The 13334-nt window shown below is 46.1% G+C and carries 16 protein-coding genes; 8 read left to right on the forward strand and 8 right to left on the reverse strand.

The window, feature by feature from the left end:
• The 3 genes from secD to rlmJ all read left to right on the forward strand — a co-directional run.
• Positions 1-618 (forward strand): protein translocase subunit SecD (gene secD, locus AACR09_RS17235; RefSeq protein ID WP_228010732.1); only part of this gene is annotated, 618 nt, incomplete at its 5' end.
• Between the two features lie 2 nt (positions 619-620).
• The gene (secF, locus tag AACR09_RS17240; RefSeq protein ID WP_004732672.1) at positions 621-1559 is read left to right on the forward strand and encodes a protein translocase subunit SecF; all 939 of its coding nucleotides are present in this window, start codon (positions 621-623) and stop codon (positions 1557-1559) included.
• A 236-nt stretch (positions 1560-1795) separates the two neighbouring features.
• Entirely contained in the window at positions 1796-2662 is an 867-nt protein-coding gene (gene rlmJ, locus AACR09_RS17245) for a 23S rRNA (adenine(2030)-N(6))-methyltransferase RlmJ (RefSeq protein WP_017077084.1), read from the forward strand.
• Between the two features lie 307 nt (positions 2663-2969).
• On the opposite strand, the gene AACR09_RS17250 is transcribed toward rlmJ, so the two are convergent.
• The 3 genes from AACR09_RS17250 to AACR09_RS17260 form a co-directional block, all read right to left on the reverse strand.
• Positions 2970-4058, reverse strand: coding sequence for an alkene reductase (locus AACR09_RS17250; protein ID WP_193835430.1), 1089 nt, complete (start codon positions 4056-4058; stop codon positions 2970-2972).
• Positions 4059-4142: 84 nt separating this feature from the next.
• Positions 4143-5381: an MFS transporter gene (locus tag AACR09_RS17255; RefSeq protein WP_193835431.1), complete on the reverse strand. Its 1239-nt coding sequence runs from the start codon at positions 5379-5381 to the stop codon at positions 4143-4145.
• A gap of 90 nt (positions 5382-5471) precedes the next feature.
• Positions 5472-6155 (reverse strand): SDR family oxidoreductase, encoded by a 684-nt coding sequence (locus AACR09_RS17260; RefSeq protein WP_102511672.1) that lies wholly within the window; start codon positions 6153-6155, stop codon positions 5472-5474.
• Positions 6156-6328: 173 nt separating this feature from the next.
• Here AACR09_RS17260 and AACR09_RS17265 point away from each other — a divergent pair, with 173 nt between their 5' ends.
• The 5 genes from AACR09_RS17265 (at position 6329) to AACR09_RS17285 (ending at position 10172) form a co-directional block, all read left to right on the forward strand.
• Complete coding sequence (locus AACR09_RS17265; protein WP_193835432.1) at positions 6329-7258, forward strand: LysR family transcriptional regulator; 930 nt, start codon at positions 6329-6331, stop codon at positions 7256-7258.
• A gap of 113 nt (positions 7259-7371) precedes the next feature.
• Entirely contained in the window at positions 7372-7764 is a 393-nt protein-coding gene (locus tag AACR09_RS17270; RefSeq protein ID WP_193835433.1) for a GFA family protein, read from the forward strand.
• Positions 7765-7793: 29 nt separating this feature from the next.
• Positions 7794-8261, forward strand: coding sequence for an OsmC family protein (locus AACR09_RS17275; protein ID WP_102482905.1), 468 nt, complete (start codon positions 7794-7796; stop codon positions 8259-8261).
• 122 nt (positions 8262-8383) lie between these two features.
• Positions 8384-9616: a MalY/PatB family protein gene (locus tag AACR09_RS17280; RefSeq protein WP_193835434.1), complete on the forward strand. Its 1233-nt coding sequence runs from the start codon at positions 8384-8386 to the stop codon at positions 9614-9616.
• A gap of 211 nt (positions 9617-9827) precedes the next feature.
• Positions 9828-10172, forward strand: a complete 345-nt coding sequence (locus tag AACR09_RS17285; RefSeq protein ID WP_193835435.1) for a ribosome recycling factor family protein — start codon at positions 9828-9830, stop codon at positions 10170-10172.
• A gap of 150 nt (positions 10173-10322) precedes the next feature.
• Here the strand turns inward: AACR09_RS17285 and AACR09_RS17290 are convergent, their stop codons facing one another.
• From AACR09_RS17290 to AACR09_RS17310, 5 genes are all read right to left on the reverse strand, one after another.
• Complete coding sequence (locus AACR09_RS17290; RefSeq protein WP_004732698.1) at positions 10323-10562, reverse strand: RNA recognition motif domain-containing protein; 240 nt, start codon at positions 10560-10562, stop codon at positions 10323-10325.
• A gap of 112 nt (positions 10563-10674) precedes the next feature.
• Positions 10675-11349 carry an SDR family NAD(P)-dependent oxidoreductase gene (locus AACR09_RS17295; RefSeq protein WP_193835436.1) on the reverse strand — a complete coding sequence of 225 codons (675 nt, stop codon included), beginning with the start codon at positions 11347-11349 and terminating at the stop codon, positions 10675-10677.
• Positions 11350-11610: 261 nt separating this feature from the next.
• Complete coding sequence (locus AACR09_RS17300; RefSeq protein WP_004732701.1) at positions 11611-11874, reverse strand: hypothetical protein; 264 nt, start codon at positions 11872-11874, stop codon at positions 11611-11613.
• Positions 11875-12204: 330 nt separating this feature from the next.
• Complete coding sequence (locus AACR09_RS17305; RefSeq protein WP_061021164.1) at positions 12205-12747, reverse strand: DUF3833 domain-containing protein; 543 nt, start codon at positions 12745-12747, stop codon at positions 12205-12207.
• On the reverse strand, positions 12744-13331 hold the full coding sequence (locus AACR09_RS17310; protein ID WP_061021166.1) for a chalcone isomerase family protein: 588 nt from the start codon (positions 13329-13331) through the stop codon (positions 12744-12746). The genes AACR09_RS17305 and AACR09_RS17310 overlap by 4 nt, the downstream gene beginning before the upstream one ends.
• Positions 13332-13334: the final 3 nt, after the last annotated feature.

The raw sequence follows: 13334 nt of genomic DNA on the forward strand, positions 1-13334 counted from the left end.
GCTGGCAGCTTAGCTGATGCGCAAGAGCTCGCGTTACTGCTGCGTGCGGGGTCATTGACTGCGCCTGTGACCATCATTGAAGAACGTACCATTGGCCCATCTTTGGGGGCTGAAAATGTAACTAACGGCTTTGCTGCTTTGGCACTTGGTCTTGGCCTTACACTGACGTTTATGGCGCTATGGTACCGCCGCTTAGGTTGGGTCGCGAACTGTGCATTGGTGGTTAACATGACCACATTGTTTGGTTTGATTGCGCTGCTACCGGGTGCGGTATTAACTCTGCCGGGTATTGCGGGTTTAGTACTGACCGTCGGTATGGCGGTGGACACCAATGTGCTTATCTTCGAGCGTATTCGAGACAAGATGAAAGAAGGGCGCAGCTTTGCTAGCTCTATCGATCGTGGTTTCGATAGCGCATTCTCGTCAATTTTCGATGCTAACGTCACCACCATGATCGTTGCTGTGGCTCTATATACCATTGGTAATGGACCGATTCAGGGCTTCGCTCTGACACTGGGCTTAGGTCTTCTAACCAGTATGTTTACGGGTATTTTTGCTTCACGAGCGATCATCAATTTGGTTTGGGGGCGTGACCAACGCCACGATGTAAGGATTTAAGCATGAGTACTTCAAAAATGACTATTTCAGACCGCTATTTTTCAAATAGCAATATGACTCGCCTTCGTAAGGTGATGTCTGTGATTTCTATTGTGCTGTTCATGAGCTCTGTGATGCTGGTGGCAGTGAAAGGTTTTAACTGGGGTTTGGACTTTACTGGCGGTGTGGTTGCCGAGGTTCAACTCTCTGATCAAGTAACCAAAGATGCATTAAAAACCAAGCTCGACACGGCTTTCCAACAAGACGTTCAAGTGGTCGGCATGGCAGAGCAAGATCGCTGGACAATTCGTTACAGCCAACTGACAGACGCTCCACAGCCAAACTTAGTGGATGCTTTGTCTTCTGTAAGTGACCAAGTAAAAGTGCTGAACAGCAGCGTGGTTGGCCCTCAGGTGGGTCAAGACATGGTTGATCAAGGTGGCTTGGCGGTATTGGTGTGTTTCTTGATGATCATGCTGTACCTGAGTGTGCGATTTGAATGGCGTTTGGCTCTGGGTGCGCTTGCCGCGATCATCTATGACGTGACGCTTATCTTGGGTCTGTTCGCTTTTACTCAGTTTGAGTTTAACCTGACCGTATTGGCGGCCGTGCTAGCGATTCTCGGTTACTCATTGAATGACTCGATCATCATCGCCGACCGTGTGCGCGAAATGCTGCGCGGCAATCCAAACGGTGATACTGATAACCTGCTTAACGAATCGGTTAAAGCGACCTTCTCACGCACCATGGTGACTTCAGGAACAACGCTAATCACCGTATCAGCGCTTTGGCTACTGGGTGGCGCTGCGCTGCAAGGTTTCGCTATTGCACTCGTGGTTGGCATTGTCAGCGGTACGTGGTCTTCAGTTTCTGTCGGCATCACACTGCCTAAGTTACTTGGCCTACAGCCTTGTCACTACCAAGTGAAAGCGCCAGTAGAAGTTGAGGGTGAGTACCCTTAGTCAAGCTAAGCTAGCTTATGCACGGTAGGCCGATTTACTTACGCTATTAACCGAAACCAATAATGAAAGCCCTTGAACTCACTTAGCCCCATAAGTAAGTTCAGGGGCTTTATTTTTATATAAGAGTCAATTGGTTAGAGAAAAGTGAGCCTATTTCAAAAAACGATGGATTGAGCAGGCAAGCCCTCATGATATGAAGTATGTTTAGATGACGTTAGTAGAAATGAGGCAAGGGAATGGAATATCGACATCAATGTCATGTAGGCGACCATGGTGATGCACTGAAGCATCCAGTATTGAGTGCACTTGTTCAGTCATTAATGCAGCAGCATTCACGCCTCAATGTTATCGACACGCACTCAGGTACAGGGTGTTATGACCTCACCACCGCACCAAGTAATCACGCAGGTGAGTTTGCTGAAGGAGTCGGGTACTTGTGGCGCAATAAGGCTTATCTTCCTCCGGCATTCGCTTCTTTTATGTCGGTACTGGAATACTACAATCCGAATCAACTTATCTCTTTGTATCCGGGTTCTGCCGCCATCACTTACCAACAAGGCCGCAGCCAAGATAGTTTCTATTTTTCAGACATTCAGCAAGATGAAGCTGATTTACTGCAAACCAATATTGAGAAGTTACAATGTAACCTAGATATTTCAAGCAAGCTTACGATTAGCGCAGGTGATGGGCTTAAAGCGTTACCTGATGACGTTGCTAAACATGACAACCACCATCTGATTGTTATCGACCCACCCTATGAAACCGATTCAGAATATCTCGCGGTGATTGATGCCTTAGTTAAGGCGTATCAACAATCTGAGAAGGTATCTGCACTAATTTGGTACCCGCTCTACACGGATGACAAGAGCTCACTGATTTTGAACCACTGTGTGACCGCAGTGAAAGATGGTTTGCTGCCAAGCCCGATTAAGTCGGAACTTCGCCTTCGTGATCCTAAGGGGGATGATCGCCTGATCGGTAGTGGTTTACTGTTGTTCAATCCACCCCAAGGCATTGCGGGAACGGTCGCGGATACGCTTGATTATTTACACAGCCAACTCGCGACTAATGGTGAAGGGTATTGGCAAATGAGAAGTCTATAAATCTGATTTCTATGGATTTTATGATGATTTTCTAGACGTCGTTCACTAAATCACTGTTATTTATGTGGTTTAAATTGACCAAACGCTAACTTTTATCGATTGATTAATTGCAGTGAATCATTTAAAAATAGAATATCAATGCGCACAAGTGCATAATGGCTCATAAGTTAAATAATTAATCTTAAGATTAAACTAGATTGTGGTTTACCCCCTAAACTGCATAAGGCTCGCACTAGTCATGCGAGCCTTTCTTTTGCCTGTCGGAAATGTTTCTAGTGGTTAGAAACCATCACTTCCTCCAAATTCACTACAACGCTGGGTAATCGATATAGCCTTTTTCGTTGCCGCCGAACAGAGTCGCGCCATCAAGATCGGATAGTTCTCTGCCGTTTTGTAGGCGTGAAACGAGATCTGGGTTTGCTACGAATGGGCGACCAAATGCGACAAGGTCGGCGTAGCCTTTGCTTAACACTTCTTCGGCGCGTTCTGGTGTGTAACTGCCAGCGACGATGATGGTGTTAGAGAATAGCTCTCTTAGCTCTAAACGGAAGCTTTCAGGTATCACAGGTGCGTCATCCCAATCTGCTTCTGATAGATGCAGGTAAGCCATGTCGCGTGCTTGTAGCGCCTTTGAAGCTTCTAAAATAGTTGGCACGATGTCTGGGCAGTTCATGTCTTTGAAGGTGATGAACGGAGCTAAACGAACACCCACCTTATCGGCACCAATCGCATCAATCACTGCATCCACCACTTCGATTAGAAAACGAAGTCGGTTCTCGCGGCTGCCTCCATAGTTGTCGGTGCGCTTATTTGAATTGGTTCTTAGGAATTGATCGATGAGGTAGCCATTACCACCGTGGATTTCCACTCCGTTGAACCCTGCCTCGACTGCTTTTTTCGCTGAGTTAGCAAAATCTTGAACAACACGATCGATGTCTGCTTGGGTCATCTCTCTTGGTTGGATGCAATCCACCATGTTGCCGTTACCATTCTCATCAGAGATCCAAACCTGCGTTTCTATAGGTGCCAGTGCTGAAGGTGCAATCGGCAACTCGCCTTTTTGAAAGGTAGGGTGTGATACTCGGCCTACGTGCCATAGTTGGCAGAATATCGCGGCACCTTGCTCTTTTGCTGCTGTTGTTACTGATTTCCAACCTTCGATTTGCGCATCGGTATAGACGCCGGGTGTGAATGAGTAACCTTGAGAGTCATCTGAAATTTGTGTGGCTTCAGTGATGATTAGCCCTGCACTTGCTCGTTGTTGGTAATAAGTCGCCATCATGTCGTTTGGCACGTTTCCAGGCTGGCTGGTGCGAGCGCGTGTCATGGGTGCCATAACCACACGGTTTTGCAGCTCTAGGCCTTTCAGTTCTGATGTTTCGAATAACTTGTTCATGATCTCTACCTTTATGAATTTTTAGTGCTGTGCCAATTCCAGTTTGATAATGAATTGGCACTTTGAAGTTACGGAGTTCTTAAATTATTTAGCTTCTGTGGGTGCAAATATTGAGTTGCTTTGTGGTTTCTCTTTTCGGTTAGCTTTAGCGATTAAGAACAAGCCGACGATAGGAACCACAACGGCTGCGAACGGAATCATGCCTGCGCCTAGTTGGCTGTCGAGTACCATGCCACCAAGGAATCCACCAAAGGCATTGGCTAAGTTAAACGCTGAGATATTCGCAGTTGCTGCTAGCTCTTGCCCTTCGCCACCGTGGTTCATTACTCGAAGTTGCATGGCAGGGACGTTCGCAAATGATGCAATACCAAAGACAAATGCAGCTGCAACGAAGAGGATTTTGTTGTCTACCACAAGGCCAACTACCACCAATGAAATGATCATCGCGATAGCCCAAAACATTGAAGCTTTGCCTAGGTTTTTATCTGAAGAGCGTCCGCCCAAGGTGTTACCGATGATTAAGCCAACACCTACAATCACTAAGATCCAAGTCACTGATTCTTGACTGTAACCTGTGATGTGCATGGCGATTGGCGCAAGGTAGCCGTAAAGCGTCATGAAGCCAGACCAAGCAAAAGCGGTGATTGCTAAGCTGATCAGTAACATTGGATTTTTGAACGCTAGAAGCTGAGTTTTGATGTCTTTCGCTTCACTGTGACCTGTCGATTTAATCGAAGTCAGAATGGCAAGCATCGCGATAGTGCCAAGTGTTGCCACGGTAAAGAAAGTGGTGTGCCAGCCGAATTGCAAGCTGACCCATGTACCCGCTGGAACGCCAAGAACGTTAGCGAGTGTTAAGCCTGCGAACATCTGGCCAACGGCACGACCTGCCATTTTTTCAGACACTAAGTTGGTTGCAACAACCGCACCGATACCATAAAAAGGGCCTTGCACTAAGCCTGCGATAACACGGCTGGCAAGTAGAAGTGGGTAGCTAGGAGCAAGGGCTGATAAGACATTACCGATGATGAACAGTGCCATTAAGCCAATCAGCACCATCTTCTTGTTAAAGCGAGCAAGGTAGATGGTTAAGATCGGGCCGCCGATAACGATAGCCAACGCGTAAGCACTGATTAGGTAGCCAGCTTGACCTTCTGTGATTGAAAGTGATGTGGCGATCTGTGGAAGAATACCTGCGATAACAAACTCAGCCGTGCCGATTGCAAATGCAGCGAGTGTCAGTATCCAAACTTGGAATGGAATCTTTTCTTTATGGGTAGTTTCTTTATGGATAGTTTCTTGGTTGACGGTTTCTTGTTTCATGATGATCTACCTATGTAAATTCTTGTTTGTTAGGACGTGAGATACACGCCCTAACGATTGTTCTTTATGTCTTTGCTTCTTTGCGGAGTGTTAGCCGAGTAGAGCGCCGCCATCGATATCGATGATTGACCCTGTGACGTATGGGTTATTAATTACGAACAGGTAACCCATGGCTATCTCTGAAGGCTCGCCAACCTTGCCTGCGGGTAGGTTGTTTTTGGCGTTGTCGTACATGCTTGTACGAGCGGAATCGTCCATGTTTTTGTAGGCTTCCGTCATGGTTAAACCCGGGCTAACGGCATTGACTCGAATGGGTGATAGCTCTTTCGCCAGTATTTTGGTTACGCTTTCTAGTGCGGCGTTGATGGCGGTTTTTACGTAAGTGCCTGCCACAACCTTGCGTGACAACATGCCAGTTGTGAACGTGATAGACCCGTTTGGTGTCATGTAACGAGCGGCATGTTTGGCTACGTTTAAGCTGCCCCAAAACTTAGTGTCAAAAGCTGTCTTGGCGTCTGCGGTTGCTACGTCTGTTACTTTTCCTGCGGGAGCGGATGAGCCAGCCGTTACGATTAAGTGGTCAAACACGCCAATCGATTCGAAGTATTCACAAATCGACTTTTCATCGGTGATATCAACGCCTGTGTGTCGGCTGGCAATATGTACCGTGTTGTTCTCGTTTCTTAGTTGCATCGCTAGTGCTTTGCCGATACCTGATGTGCCACCAATGATGACGAAAGTGTGTTTCTCTTGTTTAGTCGATTCGTTAGTCATGCTCTGAATTCCTGCGTTGTTCTGTTGATGTTTGTCATTATATTTATTCGACTAAAATTGATAATTGGTTAAAATATAAATTCATTATTCGGTTAAACTGAATAGTGTGGTTGGGTATTCAAATCGAGCATTAAGATCGAGAAGTAAGACGAAGAGGTGGAAGCGAGAATCGTATGGATAAGTTTTCAGATATGGCGATGTTCGTGAGCATTGTTAAGCATCACGGGTTAGCGGCGGCTGGGCGAGAGTTAGGGCTTTCTCCTGCGACGATGACAGCAAGGCTGCAGGCGCTTGAAGAACGATATGGTGTGAAGTTGTTGAATCGAAGCACGCGTCATGTGTCTTTGACCGACTCTGGCGAGCTGTATCACAAGGCATGTTTGGAGATTTTAGACAACGTCAGTGAGGCCGAAAACCTGATTCAAAATGGCGTAAAAGAAGTCAAAGGCTCGCTAAAAATTGCCGCGCCAAAAGACATCGGAAAGCAGTACATTCTTCCTATACTTTCGGAGTTTTGTCAGCAGTATCCGGACGTTATTCCTTACCTGTATTTGAACGATAACCTCTCGAACATTGCTGAATCTGGCATGGATATCGTGGTCCGTTATGGTGAATTGGTCGACAGCAGTTTGATATCCAGACGCTTATCTCCAAGCCGACGTGTGCTGTGCGCTTCTCCTGAATATCTTGCTAAACATGGAACACCGTTAACACCACAAGATTTGGTCGAACACGACTGTTTAGCCATGCTGCGTAGCAATGAAGAGCTCAAGACATGGCACTTCCAAGATCATGATATGAAGAAGGCTGTGACGGTTGTGCCGAAGCGATTTTCAGACGATGGCGAAGTGATTCGGTATTGGGCATTAAAAGGTGAGGGCATTGCGTTGAAGTCGGTACTCGATGTGCAAGACGACATCAATAACCAACGCCTTGTGACGCTACTTAATGGCTACATGAAAAACTTCAATACCGCGATGTCGGTGTCGAGCGCCGACTTGAATGTGGTGTACATCAGCAAGAAATATCAGCCGAAGCGTATCCGACTGTTTTTGGATTTTCTGTTTGAGCGGTTTGGCGATTGGGTTGAAAAGTCTAGTTAGATTGGCGAATCGGCCGCACATGACAGATCTCTCGAACTCAGCACCCGGCTACGGACAGAGAACATTGAACTGGTTATGATACGAGCAACATAAGGACGTGATTGGAGAGAGAAATGAAAGTCGTCGGTAACACGGTTATCAAACCTTTTCATAAGGCAACCTGCCATTGCGGTGCGGTTGAATTAGAGCTCAGCTTACCTAACGGGATAGAAAAACCACGCCGCTGTGATTGTTCTATCTGTCGTCGCAGGGGAGCGATTGTGGGCTCTGTTGCGCTAGATGGTATCAAGATCCTCAAAGGTGCTGAGCATCTTAAGCTTTATCAATTCAATACCAATACCGCTAAGCATCACTTCTGCTCAAACTGCGGTATCTATACCCATCACCAACGCCGCTCAAGCCCAAATGAATACGGTTTTAACATCGGTTGTTTGGAAGGGGTAAACCCGTTTGATATTGGCGATGTGGTGACCAATGATGGCGTCAATCACCCTGCTGATCGCTAAGTCGTGACACAATATAAAAGGAATTAATTATGTCTGAATATGGAGCGGTCATTCGCTGGCAAAAAGCGGAAGATGAAGCCTTTAGCGACAACCAATACAGTCGCGGTCATACGTGGGAGTTCGATGGTGGTATCACTGTGCCAGCTTCATCTTCTCCTCATGTTGTGCCACTGCCGTTTTCGGTGGAAGCGAATGTCGACCCAGAAGAAGCCTTTATCGCGGCACTTTCTAGCTGCCATATGCTGACGTTTTTGGGCATTGCCGCAAAGCAGAAGTACGTGATCGACTCTTACGTGGATGATGCGATTGGTGTGCTGGAAGAAGATGAATCAGGCCGCTCATCGGTCACTAAGGTGACTCTGCGACCTGATATTGTGTTTTCGGGCATTAAGATACCAACTGCTAAACAACTCGACAAACTGCATCATTTAGCGCACAAAAACTGCTTTATCGCGAACTCGGTCAAGACTGAAATTGTGGTCGAGATGCGAGGTTAATTTTAATTAATCACAAGATTTCTTTAAAAGCTTCGTCCTTTTTATCTCGCTATCGTCTTAAGGGTATTCAGGCAATCCAGTTGATTGCAAAAAGACCGAACACACTATTTAAGGAATCCTCCATGACAGCGTTTAACAGTGCATCGAATTACGGTGAAAATGTGTTTATCAAAAGCAAACCAGAGATGCTAGAGAGCATTTACAACACTGTCGATGTATTTCCTTACTGGATTGCCGACATGGACTTTCAGGTAGCGGAACCGATCACTCAAGAGCTTAACCGATTGGTTGAGCGTGGAGTGTACTCGTATGAGTTTAACGAACAGGCGGTGTTTGAGGCGCTATCTCAATGGTATTCAAAGCGTCATGGTTTAAATCTGTCTTCAGACAAATTCGTTCAGGTTCCGGGAGTATTACCAGGCATCGCGTTGTTACTGCGTCAGTTTACCAACGAGGGTGATGGTGTACTTATTCATACGCCGGCGTATCATCAGTTCGCTAATTTGGTGAATAAAGCAGGTCGTCAGGTCGTGAATAGCCCGTTGATTAATGACGGACAGAGTTATCAGATTGATTTTGCTGGTATGGAGCAACAGATCATCGACCAACAAGTGAAGACGATGATTTTCTGCAATCCGCACAACCCAACTGGACGAGTGTGGACACCTCAAGAAATTGAACAAGTCATCGAAATCGCCAAGCGCCACGATGTGTTGATCATCAGCGACGAAGTCCACTCCGACATTATTTTTGAAGGTCATTCTTTTACGAGCTTAACCAGCTTTGATTACGACAAGGTCATTGCCTTGATTGGCTCTCCGGCGAAAACCTTCGGTATGCACAGCATCTCAAATGGCTATGTGTACACCAACGATCATGAGTTATTTGAAGCGTTCAAAACCAATGTGGTGGCGATGTATCTTGATCATGGTAATGCGTTCAGTACGTTTGCAACCGTGGCGGCCTTTGAGAAAGGTGGAGAGTGGCTAGATGGCATGTTGGTGTATTTGCAAGACACGGTGAAATGGATCTCTGAATTTGCTGAGCAGCGCATTCCTCAGTTAAAAGTCTTCCAGCCGCAAGGCACTTACCAAGTGTGGTTTGATTTCTCAGGCTTGGATTTTTCGGAAGAAGAGCTAAAAAATGTGGTGTTTGAACAGGCTAAAATGGGCTTAACCCCAGGAGGTTGGTTTGGTGCACAAAGCCCTAACTTCATGCGAATGAACATCGCGACCTCACGCGATAATATCGAGCAATCATTTACGGCTTTAGCGGATGCAATAGAGGGTTTTGAGCGAGGAAGTCAGGAGAGTTCAAACTGCTGTGATAGCGGAAATTCAAAAAGCTGTTGCTGATTATCCATGTTGAATTGAAAACGCTTAGCTGTTGATGCTGAGCGTTAGGCTCTAAAAGAACGAAAAACCGCGAGGCTGCTTAGCGCATCACTGGCGGTTTTTTTATGTCTGTGTAATCCTACGTACGGTTTTATTGAGTGACAGTTAGAAAGTACTGAGAGATAGGTAGCGATCTCTTGGATGGTAGGAATATATTGGTTAGCAGAGAGTTATGTTTAGCGTCCCACTGAATAGTTTTGTACATCGTGTGAGTGATAAAAGCCAAGTGATGGCGCATGCTGCAGAATGTGGATGCAAGTTGAAACGAGTTCGTCGCTCGCGTAATTGGCTTTTGGTCGCTCAAGAGCATCAACTCGTTGAATTTAAAACGATGTTAACTCACGAAAAAGACGATTGGATAGCAATCGCAATCGACAAAGTGCTGCCTAAACCTGTGGTGTGTTTGGCATCTCTGTTGGTCGCGACACCCTCAATGACGGTGGCTCAGCTGGTGATGGAATCTGGATGCTCAATGGCAGAAGCAAGGCGTGCCATTGATGAATATGAAGGGCTGTAGGCGTATTCGAATCGTGTGAAAAGAGAATCGCGATCAGCAAAAAGCCCGTAACGATATTGCGCTGAAAAACGTCATATCGTTACGGGCTTTATCATCTGTGCTTGTGCTGCTATTAAGCTAAGCCATGTGGCTTATAAAGCGTTTACTCGATTAAGAGTTAGCTACTTTTACACGAATCGTGTTTTTGCCAAGCTTTGACAAGTTCAGCTTGTTTAGTGCCGCTTTAGCTTCTTCGTGCTCTGGCATTTCAACAAATGCAAAGCCTTTAGATTCGCCAGTTTCTTGGTCTAAAACTAGGCTGCACTCTTTTACTGAGCCGAACTCAGAAAATAGAACACGGATGTCTTGCTCTGCAGTAGAGCGCGATAGGTTACGAACTAGAAGTTTCATAATAAACCTTGAATATGAATTTACGCTGAGCATTGTCGCACACTTTCGTGCTCACCCTCACAAATAATTAGCGGAATAGCTCGGTTTACCTGTTCGCTGCTCTCATTAGCCGTTAACCGCGGTTTATCGTGATATCTGACACATATCCATGCTCGGTACTGGTTAACGCCTGCTGCAGCATTTGAGCGGCTTCTTGTGCGGTCATAAAGCTTGAGGTATCCATTGCTTTGCCGCTGGTTCCCCAAAACTCGGTTGCCATCCCGCCGGGGTAAACTGCAACGATCTTCATCGGGTGACCTTTGAGCTCCAACCTGACCGATTCGATAAAGCCTTTAACGGCCCATTTGGCTGCGCAGTAAGTAGACTCTTCTGCTTTAGCGCCTTGAGCCGCGGTCGACATCACAACAGCAATGGTGACGGGTTGATCTTTGTAGCGCTGCACAAGCTCGCGAATCAAAAAGATCGAAGACTCGATGTTGTTTTTCAGCATGTCGTTGATGGCGGCGGGATCTTGTTGTTCAATTTTACCGAAGTACCCACTGCCTGCGCTATGAACCACCAGCTTTGGTGTTTCAGGCAACGCATCCAATAACTCGCTCACTGATTGTGGATCACACAAGTCACAGGCTTGGCTAACAGTGTTCGCTGGCAGGCTTTTCGCTAATTCAGCTAAACGTTGGGAGCTGCGGCCAGTGATCATTAAGCGCTGGCGGCTGTTCGATGTGTTCGCATATTGCTTGGCTAAAGCTGCGCCTAAACCGCTGCTTGATCCGGTGATTAAAATCATGGTGACTCGGGATTGTTGAATTGAATCGAGATAGTAAGGCTTTGAATATCTGTTTGCTGAGATCTAAGACCAAGATGCAGAGATCCATGAGTAAGATCGATAAAACAGAGGTTTGAGAAAGTCGTAGGAAGATAGGAAGATAGGAAGATAGGAAGATAGGAAGAAAAGCAGAAAGGAAAAAATGCCTAAAGGTAAAGCTCGCAAAGGTAACGCGCGTAAAGGTAAAAGCGCCGGCATAGAGCCAGCGCTTTTGAAATCAGATTACTCTTCGTCGAACTGTTTGGTCGTGAATGAGTCTTCGATTCTGTTGAGTTCTTCTTGATCTTTCACTCGCTGTTCTTCTTGGCGAATGACTTTTGCTTCATTGAAGCGTTTCTTTTCCGACTTAGTCAGAAATTTTACAGCTTTCTTGTTGGTCAGTGCGTAAGCAACTACGTCTTCGCCTTTTTCTCTGCGGTCGTTTACACGTTGTGAGAAACGTTCATTGTCGCGAGCTTTACGCTCCGCTGAGGTCAACTTGCTCATGCTTTAAAGCCTTTTCAATTATTCATGGTAGGGAATCTACACTTAGCGAAACAATGGGGAAGTGCTCTTAATTGGTGGAACTGTGTATCACATCCGCTCAACTGAGTTTAGCCCATTTGTATGCTGGTGGCGCATCTTAGCACAAAGGCTTGAGCATGCAGGTATGCTATTCGAGGGATTAAGCAGAGCAACCCACAATTTTCTGTTGTGGGTTGAGATTGCATTGTGGGCTGAGATTGTTTGCGGGATGAGATTATATGGTGGGCTGAAAGTGTCTTTCGGGGTAACGGTTACCGTTGATGAAAATGGGAACAGGAAAGAGAGGTTAAATTAAATCTTCTCGATATATAAGATCACTTCGCCTACTTTAAACCCAAATTTAGACATCTCAGTTTTGTTGAACAAGCGTTTGTCGTCCATCAAGAACATCCAGTCGTCTAATACGACCTCATAGGTGCTGCCGTCGACTTCGATTTCTAAGTCATATTTCCAATACAGAGCAGAACCTAGAGTCTCGCCATAAGCGGTACCGACTACATCATTAGCTGTGCCCGAATAGGTGTTTTCGCCGGTTTTTATTAGGTTCCAAACACGTGTTGAGCGCTCGCCATCAGCAAAAGAGAACCACTCTTTGATTTCTCCTTTGTCACCGTCCCAAGTCGCGACAAGCTTAGCGTCAAAACGGCGTAATAGGTTACCAGAGCGGTCGAGTACCATCCCGTAAGCCATTAGCTCGCCATTGAAAAAGGTTTCAAGCTTGAGCTCTGGCGTAGTATCTACGTGGTTTTCTAAACTTGCAGAGCCACAACCCGCTAGCCAAGTGAGTGAAAACAGTGCCAAAGCAAATTTTGTTATTGTTGTTTTTGGATTCATTTGTTCAAACCTAATAGTTGTTTGCGTAGACCGGGCTCAGATGTGTTTTCAGATAACCAAATCGCGAGAAAGGCTTCACCAAATTGCTTGTCTTGGATGGTGCCGATGGGTTGCTCATCGAAATAGAAGCGACTTACGTTGTCTTCAGCAACTCGGATAGTCAGCGTGCTGCCTTCCTCAACGTTGGGCCACATTGCGTACAAAGGCTTCAACCAACGCTGGATATTGTTGTTGGAGTAACCAAGTTTGCTCCACTGGTCTTTGGTTGCGTCTACAAGGTCTTTGCTGTCAATTGCTCGGTAGTACTCAAGTTTCAAAGCACGCTCAGAGTTAGATGGAGTGGTGTAGAACTCTGCAGAATACAAAGTCCAAAATAAGTAACTCATCTCACCTTGGCCACGCTTGTTTAAATCATCGACAGCAGAAGCGTTGGCATTCCCGGTAAAAAGGAGTGCTGCGCAAATGAGGGTTAGGGTGACTAAGCTAAATAGTCGGTTTCTTGATTGCTCGCTTGTTTGAGTGCGAACGCGACTAACATCGCTCTCAGATTTGAACGCTTGCGTAGGGTTGCGTGGAAAAGCCATAAG

The organism is Vibrio sp. OPT20 (assembly GCF_963889365.1).
Lineage (GTDB): Bacteria > Pseudomonadota > Gammaproteobacteria > Enterobacterales > Vibrionaceae > Vibrio > Vibrio splendidus.